This window comes from Pseudonocardia sp. ICBG1142 (genome assembly GCF_020496255.1).
Taxonomy (GTDB): domain Bacteria; phylum Actinomycetota; class Actinomycetes; order Mycobacteriales; family Pseudonocardiaceae; genus Pseudonocardia.
The window spans coordinates 630,256-650,403 of record NZ_JAHLJC010000031.1; the positions used below are offsets into that span (position 1 = coordinate 630,256).

Genomic DNA, 20,148 nt, shown 5'->3' on the forward strand with positions numbered 1-20,148 from the left:
ACGACACAGGACGACACGGCACGGAACGACGGGGGAGCAGCCTGCGGGGAGCAGGCTGCCCGGAGAGTGTCCCGGAGTGATGTCGTGCGGCCGGACTGGGCGTCCGCCGGGGGAGCGGTCACCATGGCCGGCATGTCCACCGACACCCACGACCGGGCCGACGGCACCACCCCCGCCGCCGCGTCCGCTCCCGCACCGGCCGGCGGCGACCCCGTCACGGTCTCGTTCACCCGTCGCGCCGATCCCGGTCACGCCGCGGAGATGACGGCCTGGATCCGCGCCGGCCTGCTCATGGCCGAAGGGTTCCCCGGCTTCCTCGGCGGCGGCTGGGTCCGCAGCCGCGACGGCTCCGACGAGTGGCACATGCTGGCCCGCTTCGACTCCCCGGAGTCACTCGGGCGATGGGAGGCCAGCCCGGAGCGCCGCTGGTGGCTCGGCTCCGCCCAGGGCCTGGCCGAGATGACCCGGGCCGAGCGCCGCACCGGCATCGAGGGCTGGTTCGACCAGCCCGCCGCGGTCGAGACCGCGGGCCCGCCCCAGATCACCCCGCCGCGCTGGAAGCAGGCGACGACGATCTGGCTCGTCTTCTTCCCGATGAACCTGCTCGCCACGGTGACCCTCGGTGCGCTGATCGCGGACTGGCCCGTCGTGCCGCGGCTGGCGGTGACGACGATCGTCCTGACCCCGATCATGGTGTACGTGATGCTGCCCTGGATCACCCGGGTTCTGGGGTGGTGGCTGCAGGGCCGTCGGTTCCGCGACCGGCACCACGTCCCGGTGGGCTGATCACCCCTGGGGGCTCCCCGGATCACGCGGAGCGAGGCCGCTACCGTCGTTCGGTGCTCACCTCCGAAGCGACGGTCGCCGCGCCGGCTCCGGTCGACACGCTCCGCGACCGTCGACGCCTGCGCTGGGCGGGCCGGCTCGGCCTCCTGGCGTTCGTGCTCGCCGTCGCGGTGCCCTTCCTGCCCGTGGTGCAGCACACGACCACGATCGTCTGGCCGTCGGCCGCCACCGGCACCGCCGACGTCAACTCGCCGCTGGTCGCGCTGCGCCCGGAGACGATGTCGGTGGTCGTCCCCGCCGACACGATCCGCAGCCTCGACGACCGCACCGACGGCACCGCCACGGTGCTGTCCACCGTCCCGCCGGAGTCGCCGGAGGGCGCACGCTCCGGGATGGTCCTGACCGTCGCCGACGGCCAGCTCGCGCTGGTCGACCGCGGCCAGCAGCTCGCCACGGCGCCGCTGCGGGCCGGCCCGTCGGAGGTCCGGATCACCTCCGAGGGCACGTCGACGACGATCGACCTGGGTGCCGGGGCGCAGACGTTCGAGGGGGACCTGCGGCCGCAGGTCGTGGGGATCTACTCCGACCTGGACACCGAGCTCGACCCGACCACGGGCACCGCGGTCCGGATCACCCCGGACACCCGCTTCGACACCAGCCCCTCGGTGTGGAAGACCGCCGCCACCGCGGTCGCCGCGGTGGCGTTGCTGGGCTCGCTGCTCGCGCTGGCCGGGGTCGACCGGCACCTGGGGCGCAGCCCGCACCGAGCCGGCCGCGACGCCATCGGCGGTCTCGCCGGCCGGTGGCCGCCGCGGCTGCGTCGCTGGTGGTCCCGCGCCCGGCCGCGACCGATCGACCTGATCGTCACCGTCGTGCTGGTCGGGTGGGCCGCGATCGGGGGCCAGACCTCCGACGACGGGTTCACCCTCGGCATCGTGCGCGACGTCCCGACCTCGGGCTACGTCGGCAACTACTACCGCTGGTACGACGCCGCGGAGGCGCCGTTCGGCTGGTTCTACGACCTCTACGCGCTGTGGGTGCGGGTCTCGGACTCGCTGCTCTGGCTGCGGCTGCCCTCGGTGCTGATGGGGATCATGGCCTGGTGGCTGGTCTCCCGCGGGCTGCTGCCGCGCCTGGGCCGTCAGGCCCGCCGCTCCCGCGCCGCCACCTGGGCCGCGGGGATGGTGTTCCTGGCGTTCTGGATGGCCTACAACTCCGGGCTGCGTCCCGAGCCGGTCGTCGTCGTGTGCTCGCTGCTGGCGCTGGTCTGCGTGGAGCGGGCGCTGGCGCTGCAGCGGCTGCTCCCGATCGCGCTCGGCCTGTTCGCTGCCTCGATGGCGGTCGGGGCGAACCCGGCGGGGCTGATCGCGATCGCGCCGTTCATCGCCGGTGTGCGCCCGCTGTGGCACCTGCTCGCGGCCCGGATCCGGACCGTCGGCGCGGTACCGGTGCTGGCGCCGCTGCTGGCCTCGAGCACCGCCATCCTGATGATCGCCTGGGCCGACCAGAGTTGGGCAGCGGTGATCGACTCCACGCGGCTGCGGTCCGACATCGGGCCGGACTGGCCCTGGTACACCGAGATCGCCCAGCGCTACGCGCCGTTGTTCGAGGGGCTCGCGGACGGCTCCATCGCCCGCCGGTTCCCGATCCTGCTGGTCATCCTGTGTCTGCTGGCCTGCGTGGTCGTGCTGATCCGGCGCAACCGCATCCCGGGCGCCGCGCTCGGGCCCGCCCAGCGCCTCATCGGCAGCACCGTGATCGCGCTGCTGATCTTCGCGTTGACCCCGACGAAGTGGACCCACCACTTCGGCGATCTCGTCGGTCTGGGTTCCGGCATGGTGGCGCTGGCCGCGATCGCCACCGGCTCGGACGTCCTGCGCTCGCTGCGCAACCGGCTCGCGTTCCTGTCCGCGGTGTTCCTGGTGGCGGCGCTGTCCGCGGCCGGGCCGAACCTGTGGTGGTACACCAACAACTGGGGCGTGCCGTGGGCCGGTGAGCAGGTCACGGTCGCCGGCTACGAGCTCTCCACGATCCTGCTGCTCGTCGCGCTGCTGTTGGCCGCGGGCGCCGGGGTCGAGCACCTGCGCGGCATCCGCGAGCAGCGGCACCCCGACCAGCTCGCCGGCGTCGAACGGACGCTGGGCCGGATTCCGCTGGTGGCCCGCTGGGTCCGGGCCCGGGACTGGCGCCGCGACGCGTCCTCGGCGCTGCGGGCGACCCGGCGCCTGCGGCTCACCTCCGCGCCGCTGGCGGTGCTGTGCGGGCTGCTCGTCACGTTCAACGTGTGGTCGATGGTCTCGGCGATCCAGGACCGCTCCGGCACCTGGACGATGGGCGCCGACGCGCTGTCGCACCCGTTCGGCGGGTCCTGCGGGCTCGCCAGCCAGGTGTTCGCCGAGCGCCGGCCCGTCGACGGTGTGCTGCCCCCCGCCCCGGAACCGACCGGGATGGCCGCACCGGCCCGCTCCGGGCTGCTGCCGACCGTCGCCCCGCCGCCCCCGCCGGGGGAGCCGACCGCGACCCCGGCGCCGCTGCCGCCGGGTGTCGTCCCGGCGAACAGCCCCGACGCCCAGCTGCTCGACCCGAACAGCGGGGGCAGCGGCTTCGTCCGCAACGGCATCCCGCCGACCGGCGGCGGGACGGGGGCGTCCGGGTTCGAGTACGTGCTGTCCGGCGGCCTGGGCAGCGACGCGGCGCCGGCGTTCGGCAGCTACCTGCCCCACGGCGACCGCAACACCGGCACCCTGCGCACCCCCTGGGTGCTGCTCACCGCCGAACAGCGCGCCGGCAGCACGCCGTTGGTCGTGACCGCGGCCGGGCGCCTGGTCAACGGGAACCGGCTGACCATCCAGTACGCGACGCGGCTGTCCGACGGGCGGGTCCGCGTGGTCGAGCAGACCACCCTCGACGACGGGCGGGTGGAGGAGATGCCGTGGCGCGAGCTGCGGTTCGACCTGCCCGAGACCGCCCGCGCGGCGACCGAGGTCCGGATGGTCGTGCAGGACAACTCGCTCGGGGCGGACGGGTGGCTGGCGGTCGCACCGCTGCGCGCGCCGCAGCTGGCACCGCTGCCGCAGGTCGTGGGCAACCAGCCGATGTTCCTGGAGTACCCGGTGTCGCTGGCCAGCCCCTGCCTGCGCCCGTTCCGGACCTCCGGCGGGATCGCCGAGGTCCCGGCCTACCGGTTGCAGGCCGACGGCAGCCAGATGCGCGGCGACGGCGAGGGCTGGTCGTCCCCGCAGGCCGGCGGCCCGCTGGGCTGGATCACCGTGATCGGCAAGCAGACGGAGCTGCCCACCTACCTCGAGGGCGACCCCGGCCGGGACTGGGGGAAGGTGCAGGCGATCCAGCCGTACCGGCCGAACGCGGTCGCGCCGACCCTGGAACGTCGCGACGTCGACCGCTCCGGGCTCTACAGCTCCGGTCCGCTGCCGGCGCCGCCGCCGGGCATCCCGTCGCCGAGCCGGTGACGGGCCCCCGGGCCGTCGGGGGCCCGGGGGAGCGGGATCAGCCGCTGAACTCGACCGCGGGTGCCGCGGAGGGCTTCCTGCGCTTCGCGGGCGCCTCGGCCCGGGTCTCGGCCTCGGGGGTCGCCTCCGGGACGGCCTCGGCAGCGGGCGCCGGCGTGGCGGTGCTCGCCGCGCCGCCGTCCTGGGCCCGCCGGTGGGCCTCGACGACCTCGGACGGGATGCGGCCCCGCTCGGACAGCGTCCAGCCGTTCTCCCGGGCCCAGGCGCGCACGGCTCGGTTGTGCTCGCGGGTCGCGGTGTCCGAGCCGCTCGCACCGCTGCGTCGGGCGGTCTGCGCGGGCACTCCCGCATTGCGTCCGGTGCGTGGGGACCCCGCGGCGCGCGCGACCCCGAGGAACGGCGCGAGCGCCTCCCGCAGCGCCGCGGCGTTGTCCGCGGTCAGGTCGATCTCGAACCGGCGACCGTCGAGCCCGAAATCGACGGTCTCGGCGGCGTCGCCGCCGGTGATGTCGTCGACCAGCCGGATCGTCTCGACCTTCGCCACTGCAGTTCCTCCCGGTTCGCCGTCCCGGATTCACCCGGGGTCGCCGGAAGCATAACGACGAGGCTTCAGGAACCGTGGGCGCCCGGTCGGGCGGAACGCCGGACCTCGCGCGACCGGACGATGCTCGGCCTGGTCGGGCGCACCTCGCGGAGCGTCCCGATCAGGACGGCGAGGGCGATCAGGACAATGACCAGCACTACTGCGACGACTGCGCTCACGATGTTCTCCTCGCCGGTCGGTACGCGGCCACCCGCCGCCGGTGAAAGTGCGATGCACCGACGATAGGAGCGCGTCGAATGGGTCGGCGCGGTATTTGAGCAATTCTTGAGCAGGGCCGGCCGGGGGAGGACGGGGACGGTACACATGGAGATCGACACCGACGACCTGTCCGGGGCGGAGGTCCAGGGGTTCCTCGCCGGGCACGTCGCCGACATGCACACCCAGGGGCCGCCGGAGAGCACACACGCCCTGGACCTCGACGGGCTCCGCGGGCCCGGGGTGACCCTGTGGGTCGCCCGCGACGACGACGACGCCCTGCTCGGCTGCGGCGCGCTGAGCACGTTGGCGGCCGGGTCGGTGCCCGAGCACCCGGCCGCGGAGATCAAGTCCATGCGGACGGCCGAGCACGCCCGCGGTCGCGGTGTGGGCGCCGCGGTGCTGACCCGACTGCTCGACGCGGCGCGCGAACGCGGACACCGGGCGGTGTACCTGGAGACGGGCTCGGGGGAGTACTGGGCCCCGGCCCGGCGGCTCTACGAGCGTTTCGGGTTCGTCCGCTGCCCGCCGTTCGCCGACTACCCGGTCGATCCGTTGAGCGCGCATTACCGGCGCGAGGTGTGATCGGACCATCATGTGATCCCGCTCTCGCCCGGCTGCGAGATGTGATCTAGAATGCTCTACGAGCCGTAGAACACGGTGCCGACGCCGGACCGTTCGAGGGTCCTCCCACCCGGGCGTCGGGCCCCACCGCGCCGCCTCAGCGCCGGAGGTCCGTCCCCGGGGCGCGGGGACGGGAATGAGGGCCACGGGAATGACGGTCGAAGCGCGTCTGGTCAACGCCGACCTGCGCCGCAAGCGTTCGGTGGATCTGGCACAGCTGATCCACGAACGACACGGGGGACCGGTCACCGCGCTGCGCGCGGGACTGCTGGCCTACCCCTACCCGCAGCCGGTGCCCGACTGGCACAGTGTGCGGACCGTCGTCCCGGCGATGCGGGGGGCCGGCGAGCTGACGCTGGTGGCCTCGACCGCGCCGGACACGAGCTCCCCGGCGGCCGGTGTGGGGATCTGGGAGCTCGCCGTCACCGGGTCGGAGCCGCTGGCGCGCGGCGAGGCCGAAGGCTGGGCACGGGCCGTGTTCGGGTACCGCTGCGCTCCGCTGGTGTACCGACGCCGGACGGGCGGGTTGTTCCACCGCCCGACCGGCGTCGAGTTCGTCGTCTTCCACGGGGTGCACGGGCCGATGCACCCCTCCGACGTCGAGGCATACGGCGCGAACGCCTGTGCGTGAGCCTCAGAGCCGGAAGGAGCGCAGCCAGACGGTCTGCGCGGCCCGGCGGAGCGCCGACAGCACGTCCTCGGGCAGGACCTGGTCGGTGTCGGTCAGCACGTAGCCGAGGTCGCCACCCGTGGACAGCGCCTGCCCGACGATGTTGACGCCGGCGTCGGCCAGCAGCCGGTTGATGTCGGCGAGCACGCCCGGGGTGCTCGTGTGCAGGTAGGCGGTCCGGAACACCCCGGGCGGGTTCGGGGCGCTGACATTGGGCAGGTTGACCGACAGGGGAGTGGCGCCCAGTTGCACGAAGTCGAGCAGCTTGCGCGAGACGAACGCCCCGATGCCCTCCTGCGCCTCCTGGGTGGATCCGCCGATGTGCGGAGTGAGGATCACGTTGTCCAGGCCGCGCAACGGCGAGTCGAACCGGTCACCCTGGGCCTTGGGCTCGACCGGGAACACGTCGACGGCGACACCCGCGATGTGCCCGGACAGGATGTTCTCCCGCAGCGCCAGCTCGTCGATGACCATGCCGCGCGAGGCGTTGATGAACATCGAGCGGGGCTTCATCCGGGCGAACTGCTCGGCGCCGAACAGACCGGCGTTGCCGGGGCGGCCGTCGACGTGGATGGAGACGACGTCGGACTCGGCCAGCAGGGCGTCCAGGCTCGGCATCCGCCGGGCGTTGCCGTGGGCGAGCCGGTCGGCGGTGTCGTAGAACACGACCTGCAGGCCGATGGCCTCGGCCATGTTGGACAGCTGGGTGCCGATGTTGCCGTACCCGACGATGCCCAGGGTGCGGCCGCGGATCTCGTGGGCACCCTTGGCCGACTTGTCCCAGACGCCCTCGTGCATCCGCTGGGTCTTCTCGGTCAACCGCCGCGCCAGGACGACGATCTCGCCGATGACCAGCTCGACGACGCTGCGCGTGTTGGAGTACGGCGCGTTGAACACCGCGATGCCGCGCTCGGCGGCCGCGGCGAGGTCGACCTGGTTCGTGCCGATGCAGAAGCAGCCGACGGCGAGCAGATCCTTCGCGGCGTCGAGCACCTCGGCGGTGATCGTGGTGTTGGAGCGGATGCCGAGCAGCTGCACACCGTCGAGCGCCTCGCGCAGTTCGTCGCCGCTGAGTGACCCGGGTCGGGTCTCGACCTCGAAGCCGTCGCGTCGGAACGCCTCGGCGGCGCCGGGGTGGATGTTTTCCAGCAGCAGGACCTTCACGTGTCCAACCTAGGACGCCGGGTGGGCGCGGGGGTATCGGGGCCGGGGAGCGGGGCGTTCCGGAGTCGTCACGGGAGTGGAACGGGAGGCCCGGCGCAGCCACCTCCACCGCCCTCCGCCGGCGAACGGGCCTCTTCGACGCACCTGGGTCGTGATCGGGACGGGGCCGGAGAGGACTCAATCGAGAGCGTCTGAGTGCGAGTCGAGAAAGTCCACTACTGCAACGCTCGCTTCTTCCCTGCGTTCGAGGAAGTACGCATGCCGGGCGCCGTCGAACAGCGTCAGATGGGCACCGGGAATCCGGCCGGCGAGGCGGACGCCGTTCTCCACCGGAGTGAGCTGGTCAGCCGTCCCGTGTAGTACCAGTGTCGGTGCGTCCAACGAAGGCAGCTCCAACCACGTATTGTGCTGCTGGCTGGCCCGCCTGTGAGCCCGTCGAGCGTAGCCCGTCATGCTGGGGTCACCGAGCACCGCCAGAGGGGCTGGATGCGACTGCTTCCAGCACGGGGCGACCATGAGATCCGCCAACGCCTCACGAGCGGCCTCGGAGTGACCACCTAAGACACCAAGATCGTCTGGCTCCGGCGGGACCATCCCCGCCCCACCTGCCGTTGTGCAGCCCAGGACGAGGGCACCAACTCTGTCAGGGAGATCCACGGCAAACCACTGTGCGACACGCCCCCCATGGACGTCCCGTACACGTGGGCTCGCGGTACACCGATCTCGTCCAGGACAGCTACTACGTCCCTGGCGAACCGACGGGTACTCCACTCCGCAGCACGGGGACTATCACTCCTCCCGGTCCCTAGATAATCGACCGCGATCGTTGCGTACCGAGAGGCTTATTCAGGCCCCGTGAAATAACGATCTAGCCCGGCGTGTCGGGTTGGGCGACAGCCCGTCCATCGCGAATATTGGTTTGCCGAATCAATCCGAGATGAACGGGCTGCCGCAGTATGTACTATACCACTGGTTTCCGGCGTGATGAAATTCAGGATCTTGTCGCTATAGTGTATGAGCAGGATCAGCGGGACGCGACGGAGGCACGTTTGTCTTGGCCGCCGGTTCTGGGGTTGTTCTGGTCGGTGGTGATCACGTTGGCGTATCTGCGCGGGAATCGTGTGCAGTGGGAGTTGGCGGAAACCTATGGGGTGTCGCAGTCGACGGTTAGTCGAGCGATCACGGGGGTGACACCGTTGCTGGCACAGGCGCTGCGGAGTGTCGTTCCGACGGCAGAGGAGCTTCGTGCCGATCGGCAGTACATCATCGATGGAACCTTGCTGCCCTGCTGGTCATGGGCCGCGGTGCCGGGTCTGTGGTCGGGCAAGCATCGCACCACCGGCGTCGTCGTCCAGGTCGCAGCCACCCTGGAAGGGCAGCTGTCGTGGATCTCCGACCCGACCCCAGGCTCCCGACACGACCTATATTGCCTCGACCAATCCGGCGCCCTCGACCACCTCGCCACATACCCCCCGATCGGCGATAAAGGATACATCGGGCGCGGCATGCTCACCCCGTTCAAAAAACCACCCGGCCGGGAACTTCTCAACTGGCAAAAAACATTCAACAAGAGCCTCAACCACACACGCGCCACCATCGAACGAGTCATCGCCCATATCAAAACGTGGAAAGTTCTCCACACAGACTACCGGCGGCCCTACGCCACATTTAAAACGACAATCTCGGCAGTCATCGGACTCATCTTCTACACACTTACCTGACGGAGCCTGAATAAGCCTCCGAACGGAGAAGTCGGACCTGACTGGATCCCACCATCGGCGAGAGTTCGCCTGCCCTGCCAGTAGCACTACCGGATCCCCTGTTCCTGCGTCATCGAATCCGATACGGGCTCCGTCGTGTGCCGTCGCGATCCGGTCTACTGCCCGACTGCTCATCTGAAGCGCACATTCCAGTAGCAAGGTTCTGCAGAGGCACCAACAGTATTCGAATCGTCGATGTTCGGCGCTCCTGGACAGGATTTCAGCCCCGCATGGTCGCGTTCGCTGAAGGCTGACTCTGAACGGCGCGCTGAGTGCCAGGATCGATGGTGTGTTGAACACCGTGGCGGTCTTGTCCGATGTCCATGGGGTCCTGCCCATGCTCGATGCCGTGCTGGCCGAGCCGGAGGTGAGGGCTGCCGACCTCGTGGTCGTCACCGGCGACCATGCCTCTGGTCCTCAACCGGTCGACGTGCTCGACCGACTCTCGGCGCTGGGGGAGCGGGTCGTTCTCGTGCGCGGCAACGCCGATCGTGAGCTGGTCGCGCTCGCGCGGGGTGAGCAACTCGATGTCCCGGACGCGGTGACGACGTGGGCTGCCGAGCAGCTCTCGCCCGAGCACATCGACCTGTTGGCCGGACTGCCGCACCCGATCACGCTGGAGATCGAGGGATTCGGGCCAGTGACCTTCTGCCACGGAACACCGCGCGCCGACGACGAGGTCGTTCTCGTTGACACTCGCCTCGAGCGGTGGGCCGAAGCATTCGCCGGACTAGCCGACTCGGTCCGGACAGTTGTGTGCGGTCATACCCACATGCCGTTCGTCAGGTTGGTCGATCGGCGGCAGGTGATCAACCCTGGCAGCGTGGGCATGCCATACGGCCGTTCGGGCGGACACTGGGTGCTACTGCGCGCCGGAGGAGTCTCGATGCGGCGAACCATCGTCGACGTCGACGCAGCGTGCGCCCAGATCGTCGGGGAGTCGACCTTCCCCGACCGGCAGGACTGGGTTGACTACTTCGTTCGTGCCGCCGCCAGCGATGCGGAGGCGCTCACCACGTTCGCACCGGGCGATGACCGACACGCAGCAGGCTCAAGGTTGGTGAGGTGTCGGTCGTCGCCGCAGGAGCAGGTCTCGCCTCGGGAGTAGGCGGCCCGCTCGTACAGGAAGGCGTTGACGTAGCGCAGATCCAGGAACTCCGGGAGCAGGCCCTTGTCCTGGTTGAGGGCGACCACGGTGCCGGTTCTCCTGGCGGGGCCGCTGTCGTGCTACTCGCCGCCCATCGCTTTCCGGGCGTCGGGCGCCTGCTGCTGCGCGTCGTCCTCGACCTTCTCCACGGCTTCGGCCAGCTCCTCGCGAAGGCGGTCGACCCTCGCCTGGAGACCCGCCACCCGCGCCTGTCGCCGCCTGCGAATGATCAACTCGCCGATCGACAGCACGGCAACGACGCCGACCACTGCCGCGGCGACGATCCACCACTCCGAGAGCATCACGCGCCCGCCTTCCCGGTCCATGGCACGCCGGGCACCGGCTGGACACCAGGGCGGCCGTGCCGACGCCACCCACGAACGCCTGCCGGAACGGGGCGCGCTCGCCGGCGCCATGGCAGTCCTAGCAGATCGGGCGACGGGGCGCCGGGGTGGATCGCGGACCCTCCTCGCAGCACTCGAACTGTCATAACGTGCATTATCGGCTCAGCACTAAGATGCCCCGGTGACTGCCGCCATCCATCATCTCGAACTCTGGACCCGGGACCTCGCCGGGACGGCGCCGTCGTTCCACTGGCCCCTCACCGGGCTCGGCTGGACCCTGCGTGGCGACGACTGGGACCACGGACGGATCTGGACCCATCCGTCGGGCGTGTACGTAGTCCTGGAGCAGTCGCCCGCCGTCCACGGCGTGCACGACCGCATGCGGCCGGGCCTGAACCATCTGGCCCTGACCGTGCCCGGTCGCGCCCGGCTCGACGCGCTGCGGGCGGACTGCGCAGCGCACGGGTGGTCCGAGCTGTTCGGCGAGACCTACCCGCACGCCGGCGGCCCGGACCACACCGCGCTGTTCCTGGAGAACGCCGAGGGCTTCGAGGTGGAGCTCGTCGCGCCCTGAGCGGACGGTGTCAGTTCCCGCGGCCGGTGGCGTCCTGCAGCTCGTCGATCCGCTTCGACGCCTCGGCCTTGGTGAGCCCGTCGAGATCGTCCGGGGCGTCCTGCCCGGCCTGCTGCAGCAGCGTCTCCAGGTACGACCGCTGCGGGCCGGTCATCGGCTCGTCGCCGGTCGTCCAGTCGGCGGGGTCCTTCTCGGCCGTACCGGGGTCGATGGCGTCGGTGCTGTGGTCGTTGGTCATGTGTCGAACATATCTTCGACCACCACTCCCCGCACGTCGAGCCGTCCCGCCGTCACCGGAACTGTCATAACGGGAACCCGGCCGGTGTCGGTGCCGGTCACTACGCTGCCGTCGTGCCCCTGGACGAGTACCGCCGCCGGCGCGACCCGCGGCGCACGCCGGAGCCGGTGCCCGAGCACGACTCCGGCCCGCCGGGCGCCGTCGGCGACCGGTTCGTCGTCCAGGAGCACCACGCGACGGCGCTGCACTGGGACCTGCGGCTCGAACGTGACGGTGTCCTGGCGTCGTGGGCGGTGCCCAAGGGGCTGCCGGAGGACTCCGAGACCGTCCGGATGGCGGTGCGCACCGAGGACCACCCCCTGGAGTACCTGGAGTTCTCCGGGGAGATCCCGCGCGGCGAGTACGGCGGCGGCCGGATGGCGATCTGGGACCAGGGTCGCTACGACACCGAGAAGTGGGACGACCGTGAGATCGCGTTCGTCCTGCACGGCGAGCGGGCCCGCGGCCGGTTCGTGCTGCTGCACCGGAGTTCCGGGGGGCGGAAGGACGGCTGGCTGCTGCGCCGCACCCGGGACCAGCCCGACGGCATGGGCGCCGGCGGCGACCCGCTCCCCCACGACATCGTCCTGGCCGTCCCCCGGTTCGCCGACCGCCTGCCGAGCGGGGACGGCTGGACGGTCCGCCCGGTGTTCGGTGGCCGGCGGGTGCTGGTGCGGTCCGACGGCGGCCGGCTGACCCTGCGCCCGGTGGACGACGAGGGTCGCCCCGGGGAGGCGTTCGACCCGCCGGGCGCGCTGCGGGGCCTGGGGCCCGTGCTGGGCGCCGGTGGGCACCTGCTCGACGCCGAGCTGACCGACCGGGGCGAGCTGTGAGTCGCCGACGTGCTGCACACCGGTGGCCGCGACGTCCGGGCCCTGCCGGTCGAGCAGCGGAGGGCACTGCTGGAGGAGCTGCCGCTGGACGGGCCGCACCGGCGCGCGGTGCCGTCGTACCCGAACGCGGGTGCCCGGCTGCTCGACGCGGTGCGGGACCAGGGGCTGCCCGGGGTGGTCGCCGTCCGGGCCGGTTCCGGGTACCCCGAGGGCGCGGGCGACGACTGGCGGGAGGTCCTGGTGGACGGCGCGAGCCGGAAGGCGGCCCGGCGCGGGTCTGCACAGCGCGGGTCTGCACAGCGCGCGGGGTACGGGCGGGCGGCGCTGTCCAACCCGGACAAGGTGCTCTACCCCGCCACCGGCACGACCAAGGCCGACGTGCTGGGGCACTACCTGGCCGTCGCCGAGGCGATGGTGCCGCACATCGAGGCCCGGCCGGCGACGCTGAAGCGCTGGCCGGACGGGGTGGAGGGGCAGTCGTTCTTCGAGAAGAACGTGGCCCGGCACGCCCCGGACTGGCTGCGCACCGCCCGCGTGGGGACGCCCGGCGGACGGTCGGAGTCCGCCGACTTCGCGGTGCTCTCCGACGCCGAGGGGCTGGCCTGGGCGGCGAACCTGGCGGCGCTGGAGCTGCACGTGCCGCAGTGGCGGCTCGGCCCGCGCGACGGGCGTCGCCCGCCGGACCGGGTGGTGTTCGACCTGGACCCGGGCGAGGGCACGACCATCGTGGACTGCGCCCGGGTGGCGCTCTGGCTGCGAGACCTGCTCGACGGTCACGGTCTGCCGGTGTACCCGTCGACGTCGGGCGGGAAGGGGATGCAGCTCTACCTGCCGGTGCGGGTCACCGACCCTGAACGGACCAGCGGGTTCGCCCGTGAGGTGGCCGAGCGGCTTGCCGAGGAACATCGGCGCGAGGTGATCGCGGTGATGACCCGCGCGCGTCGCCGCGGGAAGATCTTCGTCGACTGGAGCCAGAACGCCACCGCCAAGACCACGATCGCCTCGTACTCGCTGCGCGGGCGCGAGCGCCCCACGGTGGCGACCCCGCTCACCTGGGCCGAGGTCGAGGGCTGTCGCGAGCCCGCCGACCTGGTGTTCACCCTCGACGACCTCCCGGCACGGCTGGACACCCACGGGGACCTGATGCGTCCCCTGATCGACACCCAGGGTTTCGTGCTCCCCCGTGGTGGGGTGATCGGGCAGGTGCCAGGCTGACCGCCGTGCACCACCCGTACCTCGACGGTCCGCACCCACGCGCCTACGCCCACCGCGGTTGGCACGTCGGGGAGCTCGCGGGTTGCGAGAACACCCTCGCCGCGTTCACCGCCGCCGCCGACCACGGTCTGCGCTACGTCGAGATGGACGTGCACGCCAGTGCCGACGGGGTGCCGTTCGTGCACCACGACCCGACGCTGGACCGCACCACCGACGGCACCGGCCGGATCGACGCGCGCCCCGCCGCGGAGCTCGACACCGTGCGGGTCACCGGGGCACATCGCACCGAGCCGCTGCCGCGGCTGGCCGAGGTGCTCGCCGCGCTGCCGGGGGTGCGGGTGACGATCGAGCTGAAGTCGGCCGAGGTCGGCGCGCCGACGCTGGCGGTGCTCGACGCCGCCGACGCCTGGGACCGGGTGTGCCTGGGCTCGTTCTCCGCCCGGTGGCTGAACGTCGCCCGGACGCTGGCCGGGGCGCGGCTGTGCACGTCGATGGGACAGGCCGAGGTGGTCGCGCTGCGGGCCCGAGCGTGGGGTGTCCCCGGCCGGCTGCTGCCGTCGCCGGCGGGGGTGTTCGCGCAGGTGCCACCGGCGTTCGGGCCGATCCCGGTGGCCTCGGACCGGCGGTTCGTCGAGGCGGCGCACCGGGCCGGGCACGAGGTGCACGTGTGGACGGTCGACGAGCCCGGTGAGATGCGACGGCTGCTGGCCCTCGGGGTGGACGGGCTGCTGTCCGACCGGCCGGACCGGCTGCTCGACGTCGTCGGGGGCTGACCGGGTGGGCGTCTGCGTAGATGATCGGAGGCCGGGTCCCGCGGGCGTCGATACGCTCGCGCCGTGACCGCCTCGACCGTCCCGACCGCAGAGCCGGCCCCGCCCCGCCGATCCCGGGTGTGGGCCTGGGGGCTGTGGGACTGGGGTTCGTCGGGGTTCCAGCACATCGCGCTGACCTTCGTGTTCTCGGTGTACCTGACCGACACGGTCGGGGCGGACCTGCCCGGCCCGGTCAGCGCCAACAGCTGGCTGGCCTGGTCGACGGCCGCGGCCGGGGTGCTAATCGCGCTGATGGCGCCGGTGATCGGGCAGAGCGCGGACCGGACGGGCCGGCGGGTGCGTGCGACCGGGCTGTGGACGGCACTGGTCGTGCTCTGCATGGCCGGGATGTTCGCCGTCCGCGACGACTGGTCCTACCTGTGGCTGGGTCTGCTGCTGCTGGCCCTGGCGTCGATCTTCGTCGAGCTGGCGTACGTGTCCTACTACGCGCTGATGGCGCAGGTGTCGACGCCGGCGACGGTCGGGCGGGTGTCGGGATTCGGTTGGTCGCTGGGCTACATCGGCGGGATCGTGCTGCTGCTCGCGGTGTACGTGTTCCTGCTGTCCGGCGACGGCGGACTGCTCGGCGTCCCCACCACCGACGGCCTCGACGTGCGGATCGCGGTGCTGGTGGCGGCGGTGTGGTTCGCGGTGTTCGCCGCGCCGATGTTCCTCCTGCTGCCCGAGACACCGCCGGCGACGCCGGACGCGCCGAAGCTGGGCGTCGTCGGCTCGTACCGCAGGCTCGTGGCCGACCTGCGCGAGCTGTACCGGACGAGCCCGCACACCGTGTACTTCCTCGGGGCGAGCGCGCTGTACCGGGACGGCCTCAACGCGGTGTTCGCCTTCGGCGGGGTCCTCGCCGTCACCGTGTACGGCCTGGAGCCGGGACAGGTGCTGATCTTCGGCGTGGCGATCAACGTGGTCGCGGCGCTGGGCTGCGTGGTGGGCGGCCGGCTGGGGCCCAAGGCCGTCGTCGTGGGGTCGCTGGCCGGCAGCGTCGCGGTGGGCGTGGTCCTGCTGTTCGTGTCCGGTCCGACCATGTTCTGGATCTTCGGGCTGGTGCTCGGGCTGTTCGTGGGGCCGGCGCAGGCGTCGTCGCGGTCGTACCTGCTGCGGGTCAGCCCGGCGCGGCAGGAGGGCCAGCTGTTCGGCCTGTACGCGACGACCGGGCGCGCGGTGTCGTTCCTGGCGCCGGCGCTGATCGGGGTGTTCACCTACGCGTTCGGCTCCGACCGGGCCGGGACGGTCGGGATCGTGCTGGTCCTGGCGGCGGGACTGGTCGCGCTGCTGCCGGTGCGCTCCCCCGACCGTGCACCGGTCCGGTCCGCCGTGTGAACACTCGTCGACGTGGACGTGAGCACCATCACACATGGCTGACACGTCACATCAGAGTGTGTAGATGGCGGCGATAGGGAACACTGGTCAATCGGGCGCAGAGCGGGTTACCGCGAGGTAACTCGAGCGGTCCGTTCTGCCCTGCCGCCGGAATATCCTAGCTCTACGCACGTTACACCCGGTGGCGGAGACGTAACCGTCGAGGTGCTCCCTCGACATCGCGCTACAGGAGGGTGACGCATGGCCGACCGCGTTCTGCGTGGCAGCCGGCTCGGGGCTGTCAGCTACGAGACGGACCGCAACCACGACCTGGCGCCGCGGCAGATGGTCCGTTATGTGTCCGAGTCCGGCTACGAGTTCCAGGTGCCGTTCGCGAACGACGCCGAGGCTCCCGCGACGTGGGAGTCCCCGCAGGGCGGCGTCGGTCGTCGGGTGGACGGGACCGAGCCGGAGCAGAAGAAGCAGAAGCCGCCGCGTACGCACTGGGACATGCTGCTCGAGCGCCGGTCGATCGCCGAGCTCGAGGAGCTGCTCGACGAGCGCCTGGAGCTGCTGCGCGAGCGGCGCGCCGAGATCGCCTGATCCCGGCCGCGCCACAGGCACATACCGGACCACCGCCCGGTGACCGCGGTGATCATGGAGCCCGGACCCCTCAGGGGGTCCGGGCTCCATGGCGTCCGGGCATGATGGCCGGCGATGAACGACACGCAGACCGGGACCGACCGCACCGCACGCCCCAGCCGGGCGGTCCGGGACCTCGCCGACGACCACGTCCGGCGTCTCACCGAGCTCGACCCGATCCTCGCCGGTGAGCTCGGCGGTACCGCGCGGCAGGACGAGCTGCCCGACCTGTCCCCCGACGGCACCGCCGCGCTCGTCGCCGTCTGCCGGGAGACCCTGGACCGGCTGGACGCCACCACGGGCGCACGGGAGCCGGCCGACCCCGACGAGCGTCGCTGCGCGCGGCTGCTGGGCGAGCGTCTCGGCGCCCAGCTCGACCACCTGACCTCCGGGGAGCCGCTGCGCGCGGTGCAGGAGCTCTTCGGCCCGCTGGCGACCCTGCGGACCGCGTTCACCCTCATGCCCGTCGACGGCGACGAGGACTGGGCCACCGTCGCCGCGCGGATGACCCGGGTCCCCGAGGCACTCGCCGGGTACCGGGCGTCGCTCGCGGAGGGATGCCGTCGCGGGCTGTTCGCCGCGCCGCGCCAGGTCGTGCGGGTGACCGAGCAGATCGACGCCTGGAACCGCGACGCGGGCGGCCGCGGCTGGTTCGCCGCGTTCGCCGCGGAGGCCTCCGTCGGTGACGCCGTGCGCGCCGACCTGGACCGCGGCGCCCAGGAGGCGACGACCGCGCTGGGCGAGCTGCGGGACTGGCTGGCCGCGGAGTACCTGCCCGCCGCGGAGGGGACCCCGGACGGCGTGGGCCCCGACCGGTACCGCATCGCGAACCGGTTCTGGAACGGCGCCGACATCGACACCACCGAGGCCTACGAGTGGGGCTGGTCGGAGTTCCACCGGATCCGCGCGGAGATGGCCGTCGAGGCCGAGCGGATCGTGCCCGGCGGCAGCGTGCGCGAGGCGATGGAGCTCCTGGAGACCGACGGGGGCACGACCGGGGTCGTCATCGGCGGGGAGGCCGCCCGGGCGCACCTGCAGAAGATCATGGACGAGACGATCGCGGAGCTCGACGGCGTCCACTTCGACCTGTCCGGCCGGCTGCGGGAGGTCGAGTCACGGCTGGCGCCCGCGGGGAGTGCGACGGCGCCGTACTACACACCGCCGGCGCTGGACTTCTCCCGTCCGGGCCGCACCTGGCTGCCCCGCAGCGAGGACGACCGCTACCCGCTGTGGGACCTGATCAGCACCTGGTACCACGAGGGCGTCCCGGGTCACCACCTGCAGCTGGCGTCGTGGGCGGTGCGCAGCCGGGAGCTGTCGACGTTCCAGACGTCGCTGGTGGGCGCGGTGAGCGCCGACGTCGAGGGCTGGGCGCTCTACGCCGAGCTGCTGATGGACGAGCTGGGCCACCACACCGACCCGGGCTCGCGGCTGGGCTACCTCAACGCGCAGATGCTGCGCGCGGTGCGCGTCGTGATCGACCTGGGGATGCACCTGTCGCTGCCGATCCCCGACGACTCCCCGGTCGGGCCCGGTCTGCGGTGGACCCCGGAGCTGGGGCGGGAGTTCTTCGGCCGGCACGTCGGCGGCGGGGACGCGATGGCCGACTCGGAGCTGCTGCGCTACCTCGGCGGTCCGGCCCAGGCGATCGGCTACAAGCTCGGTGAGCGGGCCTGGCTGACCGGGCGGGAGCGGGCCCGGGCCGCGCACGCCGCGCGCGGCGAGGAGTTCGATCTGGCCGCGTGGCACGCCGCCGCGCTCGCGCAGGGCACCCTGGGGCTCGACGACCTGGTGCCGGAGCTGGCGGCCCTGCCGGCAGCGCGCGCCTGACGGCGCACCGGGGCGCCGCGCGCGGCTCAGCCGTGTGTGGCGCCCTCGGTGACCGGGCCCGCGGGGTGCTGGGGGACGTCGCGGCCGAGCCGGTGCGACAGCCCCCAGCAGGTGACCCTCCACAGCGCCTCGGCGACGATGCCGCCGGTCATCTTGGAGGCGCCGCGCTCACGCTCGGTGAAGGTGATCGGGACCTCGCGGACCCGGAACCCGGCCTGCAGCGCCCGCCAGGCCATGTCGACCTGGAAGCAGTAGCCCTGCGAGGCGACCGAGTCCAGCTGCAGCTGCTCGAGCACCGTGCGCCGGTAGACCCGGTAGCCGCCGGTGATGTCCCGCAGCGGGACGCCGAGCGCGAGGCGGGAGTAGAGGTTGCCGCCGCGGGAGAGGACCTCGCGGTGCCAGGGCCAGTTCACGACACGCCCGCCGGGCACGTAGCGGGAACCGAGGACGACGTCGGCGTCGGCCAGGGCCGCGAGCAGCGCGGGGAGGTCCTCCGGGGCGTGCGAGCCGTCGGCGTCCATCTCGACGACGACCTGGTGCTCGCCGGTCAGCGCGTGCCGGAAGCCGTCGAGGTAGGCGGCGCCGAGGCCGTCCTTGCCGGAGCGGTGCAGGACGCTGATCCGCTCGTCGGCGGCGGCGAGGGAGTCGGCGAGCTCGCCGGTGCCGTCGGGGCTGGCGTCGTCGACGACGAGGACGTCGGCGTCGGGCAGCGTGGCGTGCAGCCGCGCGACGGCGGGACCGAGGTTCTCCCGCTCGTCGTAGGTGGGAACCACGACCAGGACCGGGCCCGGCGGTTCGACCATGCTCGTCCTCTCCCCCGCCCGATCGGTGTCGACCGGACGACCCTACCCGTACGGACCGCACCTGTTCGGTCACCGCTCGTCGTGCTGTGGCCGAGCGCGGTCGTGCGGACAGCGTAGTGGAGCGGTGCGATCGCCCGACGCGGTGGCTTCTGCCACGGAACCGGACAGGGGATCGCACCCGGGCCCGGACGCGGTCGGCGCCGGGGCGGGGACGCGGTCGGTGGTCAGCGGGTCCCGGCGAGCAGGTGGGCGTTGCCCAGCGCCTCCAGGACGCCGCCGCCGACCCGGCCGCCGGTGTTCTCCCCGGGGAGGAACCACTCGTAGCCGTAGGTGGCGGCGAAGCTCTCCTCGTCGACCGAGTCGGGCGCGATCTGGCTGGCGTGGGCGAGCATCGCGGCCCGCTTGACGGCGAGCTCGGTAGGCCCGCCCCCGACGGCGACGGCGATCTCGGCGGTGACCCGGCCGTAGCCGACGCCGGCGGCGTGCGCGGCGCCGTGGACGAGGTGCCGGTCGCGCGCGGCCAGCGCCAGGTGCTCGCGGTCGACGGTCATCCGGTAGCCGTGGGCGCCGGTGAGTGAGCAGGCGATGGCGCCCGCGGCGTGCGCGGCGCGGTGGTCGGGGTGGCCGTAGATGCCGGCGTCGTCGTCGTGCAGGACGGTGCCCGCGCCCTCGGCGTCGACGATCTCGGCGACGGCGCGGCCGAGCGCAACCGGGTCGGCACCGGCGAGTGCCTGCGGGTGGCGCAGGCCCTCGCCACCGGGCAGGCCGGAGTCGCGGTGCCCGAGCAGCACCAGCCGGTGCACGCCGAGCAGCGCTGCGGCGTCGGCGAGCTCGCGGCGGCGGCGGTCGGGGACGGTCTCGCCGGGCTCCAGCGGGAGCCGGGAGCCACCGAGGTCACCGCCGGTGGCCATGACGAGCACGACGCGGGCGCCGGCGTCGGCGAGACGGCGCAGGGTCAGGCCGGTGAAGATCGACTCGTCGTCGGGGTGGGCGTGGAGGGCCAGGACGGTCTGGCCGGAGAGGGTGTGCACCTGGTGATCGCTTCGCGTGCGGGGCCGGGGTGGCCGGTACGGACGTCGGT

21 protein-coding genes and 1 pseudogene are annotated in these 20,148 nt (G+C 72.5%); 13 read left to right on the forward strand and 9 right to left on the reverse strand.

Going from position 1 to position 20,148, the window contains the following annotated elements; genetic code table 11:
* Positions 1-132 precede the first annotated feature (132 nt).
* Both KPL59_RS27130 and KPL59_RS27135 read left to right on the forward strand, forming a co-directional pair.
* Positions 133-786, forward strand: coding sequence for an antibiotic biosynthesis monooxygenase (locus KPL59_RS27130; RefSeq protein ID WP_226353336.1), 654 nt, complete (start codon positions 133-135; stop codon positions 784-786).
* 53 nt (positions 787-839) lie between these two features.
* Positions 840-4,256 carry an arabinosyltransferase domain-containing protein gene (locus KPL59_RS27135; RefSeq protein WP_226362448.1) on the forward strand — a complete coding sequence of 1,139 codons (3,417 nt, stop codon included), beginning with the start codon at positions 840-842 and terminating at the stop codon, positions 4,254-4,256.
* 37 nt (positions 4,257-4,293) lie between these two features.
* Here KPL59_RS27135 and KPL59_RS27140 read toward each other — a convergent pair whose 3' ends face one another.
* Together KPL59_RS27140 and KPL59_RS27145 are read right to left on the reverse strand one after the other, a co-directional pair.
* A complete protein-coding gene (locus tag KPL59_RS27140; RefSeq protein ID WP_308187960.1) occupies positions 4,294-4,800 on the reverse strand; it encodes an Lsr2 family protein in 507 nt (168 codons plus the stop codon).
* A gap of 65 nt (positions 4,801-4,865) precedes the next feature.
* A complete protein-coding gene (locus KPL59_RS27145) occupies positions 4,866-5,018 on the reverse strand; it encodes a hypothetical protein (RefSeq protein WP_226353337.1) in 153 nt (50 codons plus the stop codon).
* A 145-nt stretch (positions 5,019-5,163) separates the two neighbouring features.
* On the opposite strand from KPL59_RS27145, the gene KPL59_RS27150 reads away from it, so the two are divergent.
* Both KPL59_RS27150 and KPL59_RS27155 read left to right on the forward strand, forming a co-directional pair.
* Positions 5,164-5,640, forward strand: a complete 477-nt coding sequence (locus tag KPL59_RS27150; RefSeq protein ID WP_226362449.1) for a GNAT family N-acetyltransferase — start codon at positions 5,164-5,166, stop codon at positions 5,638-5,640.
* Positions 5,641-5,830: 190 nt separating this feature from the next.
* Positions 5,831-6,310, forward strand: coding sequence for a hypothetical protein (locus tag KPL59_RS27155; RefSeq protein WP_226362450.1), 480 nt, complete (start codon positions 5,831-5,833; stop codon positions 6,308-6,310).
* Between the two features lie 3 nt (positions 6,311-6,313).
* On the opposite strand, the gene serA is transcribed toward KPL59_RS27155, so the two are convergent.
* From serA to KPL59_RS37855, 3 genes and pseudogenes are all read right to left on the reverse strand, one after another.
* Positions 6,314-7,513 carry a phosphoglycerate dehydrogenase gene (gene serA, locus KPL59_RS27160; RefSeq protein WP_226362451.1) on the reverse strand — a complete coding sequence of 400 codons (1,200 nt, stop codon included), beginning with the start codon at positions 7,511-7,513 and terminating at the stop codon, positions 6,314-6,316.
* Positions 7,514-7,690: 177 nt separating this feature from the next.
* On the reverse strand, positions 7,691-8,107 hold the full coding sequence (locus KPL59_RS37850) for an alpha/beta fold hydrolase (protein ID WP_374111672.1): 417 nt from the start codon (positions 8,105-8,107) through the stop codon (positions 7,691-7,693).
* Positions 8,071-8,340 (reverse strand): annotated as a pseudogene (locus KPL59_RS37855) (alpha/beta fold hydrolase); the annotation flags it as partial. The gene KPL59_RS37850 and the pseudogene KPL59_RS37855, both read right to left, overlap by 37 nt.
* A gap of 129 nt (positions 8,341-8,469) precedes the next feature.
* On the opposite strand from KPL59_RS37855, the gene KPL59_RS27175 reads away from it, so the two are divergent.
* Entirely contained in the window at positions 8,470-9,234 is a 765-nt protein-coding gene (locus KPL59_RS27175; RefSeq protein WP_226359656.1) for a transposase, read from the forward strand.
* A 328-nt stretch (positions 9,235-9,562) separates the two neighbouring features.
* Positions 9,563-10,381 (forward strand): metallophosphoesterase, encoded by an 819-nt coding sequence (locus KPL59_RS27180; RefSeq protein WP_226362452.1) that lies wholly within the window; start codon positions 9,563-9,565, stop codon positions 10,379-10,381.
* A 119-nt stretch (positions 10,382-10,500) separates the two neighbouring features.
* Here the strand turns inward: KPL59_RS27180 and KPL59_RS27185 are convergent, their stop codons facing one another.
* Positions 10,501-10,725, reverse strand: coding sequence for a hypothetical protein (locus tag KPL59_RS27185; RefSeq protein WP_226362453.1), 225 nt, complete (start codon positions 10,723-10,725; stop codon positions 10,501-10,503).
* Positions 10,726-10,945: 220 nt separating this feature from the next.
* Between KPL59_RS27185 and KPL59_RS27190 the strand changes: the two genes are divergently transcribed.
* The gene (locus KPL59_RS27190) at positions 10,946-11,338 is read left to right on the forward strand and encodes a VOC family protein (protein ID WP_226353346.1); all 393 of its coding nucleotides are present in this window, start codon (positions 10,946-10,948) and stop codon (positions 11,336-11,338) included.
* Positions 11,339-11,348: 10 nt separating this feature from the next.
* Here KPL59_RS27190 and KPL59_RS27195 read toward each other — a convergent pair whose 3' ends face one another.
* Entirely contained in the window at positions 11,349-11,576 is a 228-nt protein-coding gene (locus KPL59_RS27195; protein ID WP_226353347.1) for a DUF3072 domain-containing protein, read from the reverse strand.
* Positions 11,577-11,689: 113 nt separating this feature from the next.
* Between KPL59_RS27195 and KPL59_RS27200 the strand changes: the two genes are divergently transcribed.
* From KPL59_RS27200 to KPL59_RS27225, 6 genes are all read left to right on the forward strand, one after another.
* A complete protein-coding gene (locus KPL59_RS27200) occupies positions 11,690-12,448 on the forward strand; it encodes a DNA polymerase ligase N-terminal domain-containing protein (protein WP_226362454.1) in 759 nt (252 codons plus the stop codon).
* 9 nt (positions 12,449-12,457) lie between these two features.
* The gene (ligD, locus tag KPL59_RS27205; RefSeq protein WP_308187961.1) at positions 12,458-13,663 is read left to right on the forward strand and encodes a non-homologous end-joining DNA ligase; all 1,206 of its coding nucleotides are present in this window, start codon (positions 12,458-12,460) and stop codon (positions 13,661-13,663) included.
* Between the two features lie 5 nt (positions 13,664-13,668).
* On the forward strand, positions 13,669-14,436 hold the full coding sequence (locus tag KPL59_RS27210; RefSeq protein WP_226362455.1) for a glycerophosphodiester phosphodiesterase: 768 nt from the start codon (positions 13,669-13,671) through the stop codon (positions 14,434-14,436).
* 63 nt (positions 14,437-14,499) lie between these two features.
* Positions 14,500-15,813: an MFS transporter gene (locus KPL59_RS27215; protein WP_226362456.1), complete on the forward strand. Its 1,314-nt coding sequence runs from the start codon at positions 14,500-14,502 to the stop codon at positions 15,811-15,813.
* 240 nt (positions 15,814-16,053) lie between these two features.
* A complete protein-coding gene (locus KPL59_RS27220) occupies positions 16,054-16,395 on the forward strand; it encodes an RNA polymerase-binding protein RbpA (RefSeq protein WP_020627709.1) in 342 nt (113 codons plus the stop codon).
* Positions 16,396-16,509: 114 nt separating this feature from the next.
* Positions 16,510-18,264, forward strand: coding sequence for a DUF885 domain-containing protein (locus KPL59_RS27225; RefSeq protein ID WP_226362457.1), 1,755 nt, complete (start codon positions 16,510-16,512; stop codon positions 18,262-18,264).
* A gap of 26 nt (positions 18,265-18,290) precedes the next feature.
* On the opposite strand, the gene KPL59_RS27230 is transcribed toward KPL59_RS27225, so the two are convergent.
* Together KPL59_RS27230 and KPL59_RS27235 are read right to left on the reverse strand one after the other, a co-directional pair.
* A complete protein-coding gene (locus tag KPL59_RS27230) occupies positions 18,291-19,067 on the reverse strand; it encodes a polyprenol monophosphomannose synthase (protein ID WP_226362458.1) in 777 nt (258 codons plus the stop codon).
* A gap of 224 nt (positions 19,068-19,291) precedes the next feature.
* A complete protein-coding gene (locus tag KPL59_RS27235; protein WP_226362459.1) occupies positions 19,292-20,098 on the reverse strand; it encodes a PIG-L deacetylase family protein in 807 nt (268 codons plus the stop codon).
* Positions 20,099-20,148 lie beyond the last annotated feature (50 nt).